The sequence below is a fragment of the Nocardioides luti genome (genome assembly GCF_014212315.1).
Taxonomy (GTDB): Bacteria; Actinomycetota; Actinomycetes; order Propionibacteriales; family Nocardioidaceae; genus Nocardioides; species Nocardioides luti.
In genome coordinates this window covers 1,632,198-1,647,068 of sequence record NZ_JACKXE010000001.1, presented here as the reverse complement: position 1 = coordinate 1,647,068, position 14,871 = coordinate 1,632,198, and the positions used below count along the sequence as shown (strand labels likewise).

General features: G+C 73.7%; 13 protein-coding genes and 1 tRNA gene. 6 read left to right on the top strand and 8 right to left on the bottom strand.

Annotated elements, in window-relative coordinates:
- The first annotated feature begins 30 nt into the window (after positions 1-30).
- A complete protein-coding gene (locus tag H5V45_RS07925; RefSeq protein WP_185252428.1) occupies positions 31-471 on the top strand; it encodes a MarR family transcriptional regulator in 441 nt (146 codons plus the stop codon).
- A 25-nt stretch (positions 472-496) separates the two neighbouring features.
- Here the strand turns inward: H5V45_RS07925 and H5V45_RS07920 are convergent, their stop codons facing one another.
- From H5V45_RS07920 to H5V45_RS07910, 3 genes are all read right to left on the bottom strand, one after another.
- Positions 497-2,116 carry a glycoside hydrolase family 13 protein gene (locus H5V45_RS07920; RefSeq protein ID WP_185252427.1) on the bottom strand — a complete coding sequence of 540 codons (1,620 nt, stop codon included), beginning with the start codon at positions 2,114-2,116 and terminating at the stop codon, positions 497-499.
- A gap of 241 nt (positions 2,117-2,357) precedes the next feature.
- A complete protein-coding gene (locus H5V45_RS07915; protein WP_185252426.1) occupies positions 2,358-3,137 on the bottom strand; it encodes a hypothetical protein in 780 nt (259 codons plus the stop codon).
- Complete coding sequence (locus H5V45_RS07910; RefSeq protein WP_185252425.1) at positions 3,134-4,483, bottom strand: cryptochrome/photolyase family protein; 1,350 nt, start codon at positions 4,481-4,483, stop codon at positions 3,134-3,136. The genes H5V45_RS07915 and H5V45_RS07910 overlap by 4 nt, the downstream gene beginning before the upstream one ends.
- Positions 4,484-4,561: 78 nt before the next feature.
- Between H5V45_RS07910 and H5V45_RS07905 the strand changes: the two genes are divergently transcribed.
- Positions 4,562-5,254 (top strand): iron-dependent transcriptional repressor DtxR, encoded by a 693-nt coding sequence (locus tag H5V45_RS07905; protein ID WP_185252424.1) that lies wholly within the window; start codon positions 4,562-4,564, stop codon positions 5,252-5,254.
- An 18-nt stretch (positions 5,255-5,272) separates the two neighbouring features.
- On the opposite strand, the gene H5V45_RS07900 is transcribed toward H5V45_RS07905, so the two are convergent.
- Together H5V45_RS07900 and H5V45_RS07895 are read right to left on the bottom strand one after the other, a co-directional pair.
- Complete coding sequence (locus H5V45_RS07900; protein WP_185252423.1) at positions 5,273-6,124, bottom strand: NAD-dependent protein deacetylase; 852 nt, start codon at positions 6,122-6,124, stop codon at positions 5,273-5,275.
- Positions 6,121-6,390 carry a DUF2277 domain-containing protein gene (locus tag H5V45_RS07895; RefSeq protein ID WP_185252422.1) on the bottom strand — a complete coding sequence of 90 codons (270 nt, stop codon included), beginning with the start codon at positions 6,388-6,390 and terminating at the stop codon, positions 6,121-6,123. Before H5V45_RS07895 ends, H5V45_RS07900 begins: the two co-directional genes overlap by 4 nt.
- Positions 6,391-6,452: 62 nt before the next feature.
- Here H5V45_RS07895 and H5V45_RS07890 point away from each other — a divergent pair, with 62 nt between their 5' ends.
- Complete coding sequence (locus H5V45_RS07890) at positions 6,453-7,637, top strand: saccharopine dehydrogenase family protein (RefSeq protein ID WP_185252421.1); 1,185 nt, start codon at positions 6,453-6,455, stop codon at positions 7,635-7,637.
- 88 nt (positions 7,638-7,725) lie between these two features.
- On the opposite strand, the gene H5V45_RS07885 is transcribed toward H5V45_RS07890, so the two are convergent.
- Positions 7,726-7,798: transfer RNA gene (locus H5V45_RS07885), tRNA-Arg, on the bottom strand.
- A gap of 214 nt (positions 7,799-8,012) precedes the next feature.
- On the opposite strand from H5V45_RS07885, the gene H5V45_RS07880 reads away from it, so the two are divergent.
- From H5V45_RS07880 to H5V45_RS07870, 3 genes are all read left to right on the top strand, one after another.
- Positions 8,013-9,398 (top strand): putative glycoside hydrolase, encoded by a 1,386-nt coding sequence (locus tag H5V45_RS07880; protein WP_185252420.1) that lies wholly within the window; start codon positions 8,013-8,015, stop codon positions 9,396-9,398.
- A 129-nt stretch (positions 9,399-9,527) separates the two neighbouring features.
- Positions 9,528-10,910, top strand: coding sequence for a putative glycoside hydrolase (locus H5V45_RS07875; protein ID WP_185252419.1), 1,383 nt, complete (start codon positions 9,528-9,530; stop codon positions 10,908-10,910).
- A gap of 133 nt (positions 10,911-11,043) precedes the next feature.
- Positions 11,044-11,724 (top strand): hypothetical protein, encoded by a 681-nt coding sequence (locus H5V45_RS07870; protein WP_185252418.1) that lies wholly within the window; start codon positions 11,044-11,046, stop codon positions 11,722-11,724.
- Between the two features lie 4 nt (positions 11,725-11,728).
- Here H5V45_RS07870 and H5V45_RS07865 read toward each other — a convergent pair whose 3' ends face one another.
- Together H5V45_RS07865 and argS are read right to left on the bottom strand one after the other, a co-directional pair.
- Complete coding sequence (locus tag H5V45_RS07865) at positions 11,729-13,078, bottom strand: glycoside hydrolase family protein (RefSeq protein WP_185252417.1); 1,350 nt, start codon at positions 13,076-13,078, stop codon at positions 11,729-11,731.
- A 4-nt stretch (positions 13,079-13,082) separates the two neighbouring features.
- A complete protein-coding gene (gene argS, locus H5V45_RS07860; protein WP_185252416.1) occupies positions 13,083-14,840 on the bottom strand; it encodes an arginine--tRNA ligase in 1,758 nt (585 codons plus the stop codon).
- Positions 14,841-14,871: the final 31 nt, after the last annotated feature.

Here is a 14,871-nt window from a genome sequence, read left to right as displayed (position 1 = left end):
GAGACCCTCCAGCGTCCTACGATCAGCGGCGTGACCCGCCCCGAGACGCTCGGCCTGCTCGAGCAGGAGGTCGGCGTGCTGATCCGCCGGGTCAAGCGCGTCATCGGCCTGCGGGCCCGCGCCGTGCACCCGGACCTGCAGCCCTCGTCGTACCTCATGCTCGCGTTCCTCGCCGAGAAGGGGCCGCTGCGGTCCTCGGCGATGGCGGAGACCTTCGACATCGACAAGGGCGCGATCAGCCGGCAGGTCCAGCACCTCACGGAGCTGGGCCTGGTCGACCGCACGCCCGACCCGGACGACGGGCGCGCGTCGCTCGTGTCGGCCAGCGACGAGGCCGTACGCCGCCTGAACGCGGTCGCGGCCGACCGGCGGACCTGGCTCGACGAGCGGCTGGGCGACTGGACCGACGACGAGCTGACCGGCTTCGTCGACGTGCTGGGCCGCTACAACCGGGCTCTCGACCAGTCGTAGCGGCCCCTTCGGAGCGACCCGCGCGTCAGCGCAGCCAGACCGTGGTGTCCGGCGGCAGGGTGTCGTCGACCGGCCCGCTGGCCATGACGACCTCGCCCTCGGGCAGCGCGACCGGTGTGGTGCCGCAGTTGAGCACCACCGTGACCGGGCCCCGGCGGAAGCCGAGCACGTCGGCGCCGAGCTCGAGCATCTCGACGTGGTCGCCCGCGGTCTGGGCGAAGTCGCGCCGTGCGGCGAGCGCCGAGCGGTAGAACTCCAGCGTCGAGCCCTCGACGCCCTCCTGGGCGGCCACCGTGAGGTGGGCCCAGTCGGCCGGCTGCGGGATCCACGGCTGCTCGTGGCCCGGGCCGAAGCCGAACGGCGCCTCGGTGCCCGACCACGGGATCGGCACCCGGCAGCCGTCGCGACCGGGCTCGCCGGTGCGGAACCACGACGGGTCCTGGCGGAACTCGGGCTCGACGTCGACCTGCTCCAGGCCGAGCTCCTCGCCCTCGTAGAGGTACGACGACCCCGGCAGCGCCAGCATCGCCAGCGTCGAGGCCTTGGCGCGGGCGAGTCCCTGCGCGCCGCCGCCGTACCGCGTCACGTGCCGGATCACGTCGTGGTTGCTCAGCACCCACGTGGGGGAGGCGCCGACGGGCTCGAGGGCCGCGAAGGTGCCGGTGATGACGTCGCTGAACTCACGGGCCGACCAGCCGGCGAGCAGCCAGGAGAAGTTGAACGACTGCTGCATCTCGTCGGGGCGCACGAACTTCGCCATCGACTCGGGCGTCTGGGTCCAGGCCTCGGCCACGGTCATCCGGTCGCCGTCGTACTTCTCCAGCACGCGGTGCCAGCGGCGGTAGACGTCGTGCACCTCGGGCTGGTCCCACATCGGCTCGTCGCGCAGGGTCCGCTCGACCATGCTGCCGCCGCCACCGCTCTGGTGGGCGTCGGCGCCGCTGCCGCGGCGCTCACCCTCCTGCAGCACCTGGTCGCGCAGGTCCGCGACCTTGTAGAGGCCGTGGGCCACGTCGACGCGGAAGCCGTCCACGCCGCGGTCGAGCCAGAAGGTCAGCACGTCCTCGAACATGTCGCCGACCTCGGGGTTGCGCCAGTCGAAGTCGGGCTGGGTCGAGTCGAAGAGGTGGAGGTACCACTGGCCGTCGGGCACCCGGGTCCACGCCGGGCCGCCGAAGACGGAGTCCCAGTTGTTCGGGGGCAGCTCGCCGTTCTCCCCGCGGCCGTCGCGGAAGAGGTAGCGGGCCCGCTCCGGGCTGCCGGGCGCCGCGGCCAGGGCGGCCTGGAACCACACGTGCTCGTCGGAGGAGTGGTTGGGGACGAGGTCGACGATGACCTTGAGGCCGAGGTCGTGCGCGGTCGCCAGCAGCGTGTCGGCGTCGGCGAGCGAGCCGAAGCGCGGGTCGACGTCGCAGTAGTCGGCCACGTCGTACCCGTGGTCGTGCTGCGGCGAGGTGTAGAACGGCGTCATCCACAGCGCGTCCACGCCCAGGTCGCGCAGGTAGGGCAGTCGCGAGGTGATCCCCGGGAGGTCGCCGATGCCGTCGCCGTCGCTGTCGGCGAAGCTGCGGACGTAGACCTGGTAGGTGACCGCGTGCCGCCACCACTCGCTGGGGTCGACCTGGATTGGATCGTTCAAAGTCATGCGGACAATCCTCCCCGCAGACCCCCTGCCGAGGCAACTCCGAAGGTCGAGTCGGCGCATCTTCAGACGTGGGAGTAGCCGAGTCGGCGCATCTGCAGACGGACGAGGGCGCGTCGGCGTGTCGGGCCCCGCCCCATCTGCAGACGCGCCGACTCGGCGGTCCGGGGATCTGCAGACGCGCCGACTCGGCGGTCCGGGGATCTGCAGATGCGCCGACTCGGCGGTACGGCGGGTGGTGGGGTCAGGCGAAGGCGGCCGGGTCGACGGCGACCCAGACGTGCTCGGCGCACGCGACGACGCGGCCGTCGGCGTCGTACAGTGTGGCGGCGGTGAAGGTCTTGCGACCCTCCTGGCCGCGGGCGAGGCCGACGACGACGTGCTCCTCGCCGACGACGGGGAGGGCGTCGACGCGGGCGGTCATGCCGCCCAGCACCATCAGCCGCTCCTCGAGGTCGCCGGCCCAGCCGCCGATGCAGTCCAGGGCGGCCCAGGTCGCGGCGAGCGAGGCGCGCTGGACGTCGTCGACGTAGGCGTGGAAGTCCTCGGCGACGCTGGCGTGCGGCGTCCACGTCGCGGCGATGCGTACGGCGCCGTCCTGGTCGCCCACGCGGCCGGGGAAGATCCGCAGGCCGTCGCCCTCCTCGCGGGTGGTGCCGCACGCGAAGCAGGTGGGGAAGGGGTGCGAGGTGAGGCCGGGGTAGGTCGCCATGGCGGCGCGTGCCTCGGCCGCCGGCACCGGCTCGACGATCGCGGGGTCGGCGTCGGTGACCTCGGCACGGGCGACGACGGCCCCCTCGACCGAGGCGGTCACCCCGGTGCCGTCGTCGACGACGTCCATCGGGGTGTCGAGCGGGGGCGGCTTGCGGAGCGCGACCCGGATCGGCGGCCAGGCCTCGGCCCGGTTGTCGGGGCAGCCCTGCTCCACGAGCGCGGCCAGCGCCCCGGAGGTCCAGCCGCCGTTGCCCGAGGACGGCGGGCCGCAGAAGCGGCGGGGGACGATCAGGTCGGGATGCTCGCTCATCCCCTGATCCTCTCCCACCGGTCCAGCGCCTCGCGACGCTCGGCCGCGTGGTCGACGACCGGGTCGGGGTAGCCGGCGGCGAGCCGGTCCTCCGGCGCCGGGTCGTGGGGGTCGGCCACGTCGGCGAGCTCGGGCACCCAGTGGCGGACGTAGGCGCCCTTGGGGTCGAACTTCTTGCCCTGCGAGGTCGGGTTGAAGACCCGGAAGTACGGCGCGGCGTCGGTGCCGCTGCCGGCCGTCCACTGCCAGCCGTGCTGGTTGGAGGCGAGGTCGCCGTCGACGAGCCAGTGCATGAAGTGCCGGGCGCCGTGCTGCCACTCGAGGTGCAGGTCCTTGACGAGGAAGCTGGCCACGATCATCCGGACGCGGTTGTGCATCCAGCCGGTCGCCCGCAGCTGCCGCATGCCCGCGTCCACGACGGGGAAGCCCGTGCGGCCCTCGCGCCAGGCGTCGAGGTGGGTGCCGGGGTCGTCGTACTGGAGGCGGGCGTACTCGGGGCGGAGGTACTCGCGCGCCGACTCCGGCCGCGCGAACAGCACGTCGGCGTAGAACTCGCGCCAGGCCAGCTCCTTGCGGTAGGTCTGCGAGCCGCGGCTGCGCAGGGCGCCGACGTCGGCCAGCATCGTCCGCGGGTGGATCTCGCCCCACTTCAGGTGCACCGACATGTGGGAGGTGCCGACGACGGCCGGGAGGTCGCGGGCGGCGTCGTAGTCCGCGATGCGCTCGTCGAGGAAGTCGGCCCAGCGGCGCCGGGCGGCGGCCTCGCCGGCCTCCGGGAGCTCGAGGCCGTCGGGCAGCGCCGGCTCCGGGATGTCGGTGGTGTCCTCCAGCGCCAGCCAGGTCGCGCCCGACGGCGCCTCGACGGGCGCCCGCCAGCCGTGGTCGGCCCAGGCACGGGAGAACGGCGTGTAGACCTTGTAGGGGTCGCCGGTCTTGTTGGTGACGCGGCCCGGCGCGACGGCGTACGGCGACCCCGTGCGGACCAGCTCGATCCCCGCCTCGGCGAGCGCGGCCTCGACGTCCAGGTCGCGCTGGTGGCCGTAGGGTCCGTAGTCGGCCGCGACGTGCACGCGCGTGGCGCCGACCTCCTTCGCGGCGAGCACGACCCGGCGGACCGGACCGCCCCGCACGACCGAGAGCCCGGGCCCGCGGCCACCGCCGCGCAGGTCGGCGTCCAGCGCGCGCAGCGAGGCGCCGAGGTAGGCCCGGCGGCTGGGACCGGCCGGACCCCACAGCGCCGGGTCGAGCACGAACAGCGGGAGCACGTCGCCGTCCCCGCACGCCTCGAGCAGGGCGGGGTTGTCCTGGAGGCGGAGGTCGCGGCGGAACCACATCACGGAAGGCATCGGTCCCAGCCTGCCACGCGCCTCCGACGGCCCGGTGGTCGAATGGAGCCGCACCCGCCGATGGGACACAATGACCCGGTGAGCGATCTCATCGACACCACCGAGATGTACCTCCGCACGATCTACGAGCTGGTCGAGGAGGGCATCGTCCCGCTGCGCGCCCGGATCGCCGAGCGCCTCCACCAGAGCGGTCCGACCGTGTCGCAGACGGTGGCCCGGATGGAGCGCGACGGCCTCCTGACCGTCGAGGGCGACCGCCACCTGCAGCTCACCGACGACGGGCACCGCCTCGCGACCCGTGTGATGCGCAAGCACCGGCTGGCCGAGCGGCTCCTCATCGACGTGATCGGGCTCGACTGGGAGCTCGTCCACGAGGAGGCGTGCCGCTGGGAGCACGTCATGTCCGAGACCGTGGAGCGCCGCCTCGTCGAGCTGCTCGACCACCCCACGGAGTCGCCGTACGGCAACCCGATCCCCGGCCTCGACGAGCTCGGCGAGACCGACCTCGGCGAGGGCTTCATGGAAGGCGTCGAGCCGCTGTCGAAGGCGGTCGCGGTCGGTGACGACGAGGCCCGCGTGCTCGTCCGTCGGATCTCGGAGGAGATGCAGAAGGACGAGGCGCTGATGAGCGCGCTGCGACGCGTGGGTGCCCTGCCGGACAAGACGATCACGGCGGTCGCGACCCCGGACGGCGTGCTGGTCGGCTCGGGCGGCGAGACCGCCGAGATCGTCCCGGAGGCCGCCGACCACATCTTCGTCCGCAAGCTCTGAGGCCTGCGCACGGTCCGGCTAGGCCGTGCGCCGCTCCACGAGCGCGGTGAGGAACTCGCTGCACCCCACGTCGAGGGTGTACGCCGCCAGCTCGTCGCCCCGGGTCGTGCCGCGGTTGACGATGACGACCGGCGTGCCGTCGCGGGCGGCCCGGCGTACGAACCGGAAGCCGCTCATCACGGTCAGCGACGACCCGGCCACGAGCAGGGCACCGTCGGTGGCGGCGAGCGCGTCGACCGCGGCGTAGCACCGCTCGACGCGGGGGAGGGGGACGTTCTCCCCGAAGAACACCACGTCGGGCTTGAGGATCCCCGCGCAGTCGGCGCAGCCCGGGACGACGAAGTCCGCGGTGTCGTCGAGGTCGACGTCGCCGTCGGGCCGGCTCTCCGCTGCGCCGTGGCGCTCGGCGAAGCCGGGGTTGAGCTCGTGGAGCCGGGCGTGCAGGGCGGCCCGCCCGGTCGTGGCGCGGCAGTCCAGGCAGACCACGTCGGCGATCCGGCCGTGCAGGGCGACCAGGCTCCGCGAGCCGGCCCGCTCGTGCAGGCCGTCGACGTTCTGGGTGATCAGCAGCTCGGGGTCCAGCCGGGTCAGCGCGTGGTGGCCGGCGTTCGGCTCGGCCCCCTTCATCCGGCCCCAGCCGAGGTGGCTGCGCGCCCAATAGCGCCGGCGGGCCTCCGGGCCGGAGACGAACTCCTGGTAGGTCATCGGCGTCCGGTTCGGCGAGCCGGGTCCGCGGTAGTCCGGGATGCCGGAGTCCGTGCTGAGCCCGGCGCCGGTCAGCACCACGAGCGGTCGGTCGGCGAGCAGGTCGAGCGCGGCCGCGGCCGAGGTGGACGCGGCCGTGGTGGTCGTGTCGCCGGAGACCGTCATCGGGCGTAGCGCAGCGCCGCCCGGGCGCGGGCCTTGTCGGCCTCGACGGCGCGGTCCTTCGGCGGGGCCGTCGTCACGAGGTCGTCCAGCAGGTGCTGGGTCAGGTGCGCGATCTCGCGGACGGCGCGGTCGAACGCGGCCTGGTTCGCCTGCGACGGCTTCGTCGTCCCGCTGACCTTGCGGACGTACTGCAGCGCGGCCGCCGTGACCTCGTCACGGGTCGCGGGCGGCTCGAAGTTGTTGAGGGGGCGGATGTTGCGGCACATGGTCCGAGCGTACGTCGGTCTCACCCTGCGGGCACCCGGGATCGGGGTGCGACGATGGGGGGATGGCTGAGACCGGCAAGACGGACCGACCGTTCGACATCGTGCTCTTCGGGGCGACGGGCTTCACGGGTGCGCTGACGGCGGAGTACCTCGCCCGGCACGCGCCGAGCGGGCTGCGCTGGGCGCTGGCCGGGCGCAGCCCCGACAAGCTGGCCCGGGTGCGGGACCAGCTGGCGGCGATCGACCCCGCGCTCGCGGACCTCGAGCTGCTGCACGCCGAGGTCGGCGACCCGGCCTCGCTCGCCGACGTCGCGTCGCGCGCCCGCGTCGTGATCACCACGGTCGGGCCCTACCTGACGTACGGCGAGCCGCTGGTCGCCGCCTGCGCCGACGCCGGCACCGACTACGTCGACCTCACCGGCGAGCCCGAGTTCGTGGACCGGATGTACGTCGCCCACAACGCCGCCGCGGAGCGCTCCGGCGCCCGGATCGTGCACGCGTGCGGCTTCGACTCGGTCCCGCACGACCTCGGCGCGATGTACACCGTCGAGCAGCTCGGCGCGCAGGGCCCGGTGTCCGTCCGCGGCGTGGTCCGCGCGAGCGGGATGTTCTCCGGCGGCACCTTCCACTCCGCGATGACCGCGATGTCGCGCGGGAAGCAGATGAAGCAGGCCTCCTCGGCCCGGCGCAAGGCGGAGCCGAAGCCGCAGGGCCGGACCTCGCGCGCCGTCGCCGGCAAGCCGCACCGGGACTCGCTCCTGGGCTACTGGTTGCTGCCGATGCCCACCATCGACCCGGCGGTGGTCGCGCGCAGCGGCGCCGCGCTGGCGTCGTACGGCCCGGAGTTCCGCTACGCGCACTACGCCGGCACCAAGACGCTGCGGTACGCCGCCGGCGGGGCGGCCGGCGTCACCGCCATCGCCCTGTCCGCGCAGGTGAAGCCGCTGCGCAACCTGCTGCTCGGCAAGGTCAAGCAGGGCGACGGCCCGGACGAGTCGCGTCGCGAGAAGTCGTGGTTCACCGTCGACTTCGTCGGCGAGGGCGACGGCCGCTCGGTCCACACCCGCGTCAGCGGCGGCGACCCGGGCTACGGCGAGACCGCCAAGATGCTCGCCGAGTCCGCCCTCTGCTTGGCCTTCGACGACAACCCGCCCACCTCCGGCCAGGTCACCACCGCCCAGGCCATGGGGGCGAACCTGCTGGCCCGGCTGCAGGCCGCCGGGATCCGGTTCGAGGTCGTCGCCTGACGGTCGACAGCTGACCGCCGGTCGGGCCCGTGGCCCGGTCGGGTGCTGCTTCGTGCGTCCTGACGCGCTCGGGAGGTACGACGCGGGGTGCCCCAGGCAAGAGTCGAACTTGCGACCTTTCGCTTAGGAGGCGGCTGCTCTATCCACTGAGCTACTGGGGCGTGACGCCGTCGGGACGTCGGCGCACATCGTGCCACCTGCGGGCGGGCGCGATCGAGTCGGCCACCTCGTCATCCTCCGATCGGGCAGCGTTTCCTGGGCCCGACGTCGGCGGGGTACTAGTCCCTGGACCCCACCGGCCGGGGGTCCGGCGCCCCAGGGCCAACGGCGCCTGCAGCCCTGCTGGCGGGACCGCATTTCCGGACGAATGGAGGCATGAGAAATCGTGACTCCCACCAGGCGTTCTCGGGCCCTGACCAGGCCGGAGACCACGTCCTTCCCTCGCCCTTCCCCACGTCGCAGCGGGCCGCGCGCCGGCGTGCGACCCGACCGTCCCTGCGGGGCGCCGTCGGGCTGGTCGCCCTGGCGCTCGGCACCGTGCTGGCCGGCTCCGCCGGGCCCGCCGACGGCCTGACGCCGTCGTACGCCGGGCACGTCAGCGCCGCCACCCCCGGCGCCGCCACCAAAACCGCCGCGAGCGCCCGCGGCAGCGGCACCTCGCCGTCGGCCGGCACCCTGATGCTCGACTGGGGCGACCCGCAGTCGACGCCGGACGCGTGGCGCGGCAACTACGTCGTCCTGCAGCCGTGGGAGTACGCGCGGATCCCGTCGCTGCGCGCGCACAACCCGGACATCCGGGTGCTGATGTACAAGGACGTCTCGGCGACCGTCGAGGGCGCCTGCCGCGACGGCTGCACGCGCGACAACGAGATCCTGCCGACGGGGGTGGGCTACCACTGGGCGCAGCAGCACCACCCCGAGTGGTTCCTGCACGACGCCGCGGGCCACCGGCTCGAGTGGTCGGACTGGCCGGGCCTCTTCCCGATGGACATCGCCGACCCGGGCTACCAGCGGCGCTGGCTGCGGAGCGTCCGCTCCGAGCTGCGCGCCCACGACTGGGACGGCGTGATGATGGACGACGTCCTCACCACGCTCAGCCACTCCACGTTCGGCGACCGGGTGTCGACGCGCTTCCCGGACGACGCGGCGATGTACGCCGGCACCGAGCGCTTCCTCAGGCGCGTGGCGCCCCGCTTCCAACGGTCCGGCTTCCTCGCGGTGCCGAACCTGACGGTCGGCTGGGACAACTGGAAAGACGTGCTGGAGGACTGGACGCCGTACGTCTCGGGCTGGGAGAACGAGTACTTCGTCAAGTGGAGCCTCGGCCCGAGCGAGCTGTTCACGGCCGACGACGACTGGACGTGGAAGACGGAGATGGCGCGCTGGCTGGCCCGCCGCGACGTGCCGCTGCTCGCGATCACCTACAGCAGCCGCGACGACGTGGCGGCGCAGGCCTACCACCGGGCCTCCTGGCTGCTGACCTGGAACGGTCGCACCGGGTCGAGCATCTTCGTACCCGAGGAGTCCGACACCGACCACTGGCTGCCGGTCGCGACGACGGACATCGGACGCCCGGTCTCGCCGCCCGAGGTGGTGGCCGGCGTCGTGCACCGGCGCGACTACACCGGGGGCGCGGTGCTCGTGAACCCCACGCGGGACGCGCGCACGGTCGACCTCGACGGCACCTTCACGACGCTGCGCGGCAAGCGGGTCTCGAGCGTCCGGCTGGCGCCGACGTCGGGCGTGATCCTGCGCGACTGAGCCATGGGGGGCCGGGTGCTCCGTCGGTCGTCGCCGACCGATCGGCGGAGCGCCATGGCCCAGAAGGGCTAGACAGCCGCGCCTCCGAAGCCCCTGCCTCCCAGGGGTCGCAGGGCCACCAATGGTCACATGCGGATCCTCGACGCCCTCGGTGTGGCGCTGACCCTCGTGCTCGTCTCCCTCGCGGGTGACAGCACGGCCACCGTCGCCGCACCCCGGCCTGCCCAGCACGACGTCGGCCACGCCGACCTCACCCTCGACCTCGGCGGGTCGGTGTCGAACGCGGTCGCCACCGCCGGCACCTCGACCGGCACCGCCCGCCCGCTCGCGCGCACGGCCGTCGCCACGAGCACCAAGGCCACCTCGAAGACCGCGCGCGCCGCCGCCCCCCGTCGTACGACGAGCGAGGGCTCCGCCGGCACGCTGATGCTCGACTGGGGCGACCCGGACTCGACGCCGGAGGCGTGGAAGGGCAACTACGTCGTCATCCAGCCCTGGGAGTACGACCTGATCCCGGTGCTCAAGGCGAAGAACCCCGACGTCCAGGTGCTGATGTACAAGGACGTCTCCGCGACCGTCGCCGGCGCCTGCCGCGACGCCGCGTGCACGCTCGACAACCGGATCCTGCCGACCGGCGTCGGCTATCACTGGGCGATGCGCCACCACCCCGGCTGGTTCCTCCGCGACGCCGCCGGCCGCCAGCTCGAGTGGTCGGACTGGCCCGGGCTCTACCCCATGGACGTGAGCCGCCCGGCCTACGCCCGCCGCTGGTCGGGCAACGTGCTCCGGGAGCTCAGGGCCCACGACTGGGACGGCGTCATGCTCGACGACGTCCTCACCGAGCTCAGCCACACCGTCTTCGACAACCGGGTCTCGACCCGGATCTCCACCGACGCCCAGATGTACGCCGCCACGGAGAAGTTCCTCTCCCGGGTCGGCCCGGGGCTGCAGGCGGCGGGCTACCAGGCGATCACCAACATCGCCTTCCAGTGGGACGACTGGCGCTCGGTCGTCGAGGACTGGTCGCCGTACGTCTCCGGCTGGGAGAACGAGTACTTCGTCAAGTGGGGCCTCAGCGACGACTCCGGCCGCTTCACCGGTGCCGACTGGGAGTGGAAGATGCAGCTGGCCGCTTGGTGCGCCCAGCGCGGCATGCCGCTGCTCGCCGTCACCTACAGCACCACCGCGGACGTGGCCTCGCAGGTCTACCACCGCGCCACCTGGCTGCTGACGTGGAACGGCCGCACCGGCTCGAGCATCTTCGTGCCGGACGAGGAGTTCACCAACCACTGGCTGTCCGCGCCCACCATCGAGATCGGCCAGCCGGCCGGTCCGCGGGAGCGCCTGCCCAGCGGCATCTGGCGGCGCGAGTACGCCGGCGGGATGGTGCTCGTGAACCCGAGCAGCACCGCGCAGCGGATCGCCCTGGGCCGGTCGTACCGCACCGCCAACGGCCGCCGCGTCGACTCCGTCCGGCTCGCACCGGCCACCGCCTCGATCCTGCGCAACTGACGCCCACGCCGTACGTCGCCGGGCCGGTGTAACGCAGGCCACGTCCGGTGACAGGTGGTGGTCGAGGGCGGCGTCGCCGCCCGTCACGATCCGTCCCACCCGGCCCCGGCCGGCGAGACCCCCGGAGACCCCCATGTCCCTGCTCGACAGCCCGACCTTCAAGGTCGTGTCCGCCACCTCCGCCATGGCCGTCGCCGGCCTGCTGACCCTGACGGCGCCCGCCGGCGCCGCGGGCGGCGACCGCGACCACGACGGCATGCCCAACCGGTGGGAGGTCGCCCACCACCTGAACGCGAACAAGGCGAACGCCAAGCGGGACGCCGACCACGACGGCCTCAAGAACATCGCCGAGTTCCGCCACGGCACCGACCCCCGCGACGAGGACTCCGACGACGACGGCGACGACGACGGCGACGAGGTCCACGACGGCTCGCAGTCGACCGACCCCGAGGACGGCGACACCGACGACGACGGCACGGTCGACGGTGACGAGGACGCCGACCACGACGGCGCCGACAACGAGGACGAGGACGACGCGACGGAGACCTGCCAGGCCGACGACGACGACTCCGACGACGACGGCGTCGCCGACGAGGACGAGAACGAGGACGGCACCTCCGCCCACGACGCGGACTCCGACGACGACGGCACCGAGGACGGCGCCGAGGACAGCGACGACGACGGCACCGACAACGCCTCCGAGGACGACGACCAGGGCGACGACTGCCAGGGCGAGGACGAGGGCGACGACGACGGCGAGCACGGCGACGACCGTCCCGCGGCCTCGACCAGCGCGTGGTACGTCGTCCGCTGATCCCCTAGCGGGAGTGCAGCACGACCACGTCCCCGTGGCCGCCGTACCCCAGCACCCGACGCTCGTACGCCGTCCCGTCGAAGGTCAGCACCAGCCAGCCTCCGGCGGGGTCGGCGACGAGCTGCGGGTGCGGGATGTTGGTGAGGTACGGCGCGTCGAGCCGGCCGACCCGCCGGCCCTCGAGGTCGAGCACCGGGTAGCACCGCTCGTCGGCGTCGCTGGCGAGCAGCCACGGCCGGTCGCCGACGGTCACGAGCACGGTGCCCTCGCACTGGCGCATGACCGGCGTCGGGACGGCTGAGAGGCCCTCGGTCCACGCGGCCGCCGTGGTGGTGGCCAGGGCCGGGCCGAAGCGGAAGGGCTGCTGCGAGGGGCTCTCGACGAAGGCGACGTGCCAGCGGTCGTCGACCCGGAGCAGCGCCGGGTCCCACGTGCCGTGCGGGGTCGGCAGCGCGGTGGGCTCGGTGTCGAGCACGTGCACGCCGGTGAGCAGGTCGGCCCGCGTCGAGGTGTGCCGCACGTGGATCGAGCCGGCCCCGAAGTCGCCCCACGAGCTGGTCGCGACCAGCCAGCGGTCGCCGTCGCGCACGAGGTGCCCGGCGTGGTCGCCGAGCACCCGGCCGTCGCGCCGCGAGAACAGCTGCGACTCCAACCGCATCCTCTCGGGGTCGGCGAGGTCGACCGACCACACCGACCAGTGCGCCTGCTGGAAGAAGCCGAGCCCCGCGCACGTCCAGGTCAGCCAGTGCCGGCCGTCGCGGACGTACGGCGTCCCGTCGGCGTGCTGGACGAGGTGGGGATCCCGCAGCCCGACCATCCCGAAGAGCCCCGCGCGCACCGCGGTGAGGGTGCCGCCGCCCCACGCGTAGGCGTGCGCGGCCAGCTCGTCCTCGCGGCGCAGGTCGACCAGCGCGGCCACCCGGGTCCGCTCGGTGAGCACCGGCCGCCAGCCGTCGCCGGTGTCGACGAGCCCGGTCACCTGCTGCTCGTTGAGCACGAACGCCAGTCGGAAGGACGCCGGCAGCGCGACCTTGCGGCGCCGCACCACCCGCGTGCGGCCGCGCCGGCGCACCGAGATCGCGAGGCGCGACGAGCGCGGCGTCCAGGTCACGAGCACGTGCTGGTCGTCGGCGGTCGCCAGCCCGACCGCCACCCGGCCCGAGAGCTCCACCGGGGCGACGTCGACCTCCACCGCGGCGTACGGCGCCACCGGCCCGGCGTCAGCCCGGACCAGCGCCTCGCTGTCTCCGCCGTCACCGACGGCAGGCGCTCCCTCCTCCACGGCCGCGAAGCCCGGCGCCACCAGCGCGAACGGCCGGAAGCGGTGCGTCGCCGCGAAGGAGAGGTCGAACACCGGGCTACATCCGCTCGGGCGCCGTGATGCCGAGCAGGTCCAGCCCCTGCTCCAGCACCCGCAGCGTCAGCGCGCAGAGCGCGAGCCGCGACGCGCGGACGTCGTCGCCCTCGGCCTTGAGCACGGGGCAGCGGTCGTAGAACGTCGTGAACGCCTGCGCCAGCTCGAAGAGGTACGTGCACAGGCGGTGCGGCTCGAGGGTGGCCCCGACGCCCGCGACCGTGTCGCCGAACGCGAGCAGCGCGAGCATCAGCGCGCGCTCCGCCTCGTCGGTGACGACCATCGGCGCGCTCGCGACCGAGGAGAGGCCGCCCGTCCCGGCGTCGTCGGCCCGGCGCAGGATCGACCGGATGCGGGTGGCGGCGTACTGCAGGTAGGGCCCGGTGTTGCCGGACGCCGAGACCATCCGGTCCAGGTCGAAGGCGTACTCGCTGTCGTGGGAGACCGACAGGTCGGCGTACTTCACCGCGGCGATGCCGACCTGGCGCGCCACGACGGCCCGGTCGGCCTCGGCCACGTCGGGCCGCGACTCGACCAGCAGCGCGGTGGCGCGCTCGACCGCCTCCTCGAGCAGCGCGCGCAGCCGGACCGGTGCGCCGCTGCGGGTCTTGAGGATCTTGCCGTCGGAGCCGAGGACGTTGCCGATCTGCACGTGCACGACCTCGACGTCGTCGGGCAGCCAGCCCGCCTTGCGGGCGGTCGCCCAGACCATCCGCAGGTGCAGCGACTGGGGCTCGCCGATGACGTAGAGGATCCGGTCCGCGCCGAGGTCGCGCACGCGGTGACGGATCGTGGCGAGGTCGGTGGTGCCGTAGCCGTAGCCGCCGTCGCTCTTGCGGATGATCAGCGGCACCGGCTTGCCCTCGCGGCCGGTGAAGCCGTCGAGGAAGACGCACAGGGCGCCCTCGCTGACCTCGGCGATCCCGGCCGCCTCGAGCTCCGCGCAGATGCCGGGCAGCTCGTCGTTGTAGGTCGACTCGCCGGCCAGGTCGGCGTCGGTCAGGGTCACGCCCAGGAGGTCGTAGATCGAGTTGAAGTACGCCGTCGACAGGGCGATCAGCCGCTCCCAGTGCCGCAGCGTCTCGGGGTCGCCGGCCTGCAGCGCGACGACGCGGGCCCGGGCGCGCGCGGCGAAGTCGGTGCCGTCGGTGTCGGCGTCGAACTTCGCCCGGGCGGCCTGGTAGAACGCGTTCGGGTCCGAGACCAGCAGCGCGGCCTCGTCGGACTCCTCGCCGACCTCGAGGAGGTGCTCGATGAGCATCCCGAACGGCGTGCCCCAGTCGCCGATGTGGTTCTGCCGGATGACGTGGTGGCCCAGGTGCTCGAGCGTGCGCGCGAGCGCGTCGCCGACGACCGTCGTGCGCAGGTGGCCGACGTGCATCTCCTTCGCGACGTTCGGCGCGGAGTAGTCGACGGGGACGACCTGCGGCTCCTCGAGGGGTACGCCGACCCGCGGGTCGGCCGCGAGCGCGGTCGTGGCCGCGGCGACCCAGGCGGGCGTGAGCGACAGGTTGACGAAGCCCGGCCCGCTGACCACCGGGGCGTCGCAGGCGTCGGCCACGTCGAGGTGCTCGACCAGCCGGGCGGCGACCTCGCGGGGGCTGGTGCCGAGGCGTTTCGCCAGTGCCAGTGCGGCATTCGCCTGGAAGTCGGCGAACTGCGAGGGCCGCAGGACGGGGTCGACGGCGGCGTACTCCGGGCCGAACGCCGCGCCCAGGGCGCGCTGGAGGCGTTCGGTGAGGACGTGCGCGGGGGAGGCCATGGGGGACAGGCTAGGAGGTGCCGGCGTCCGC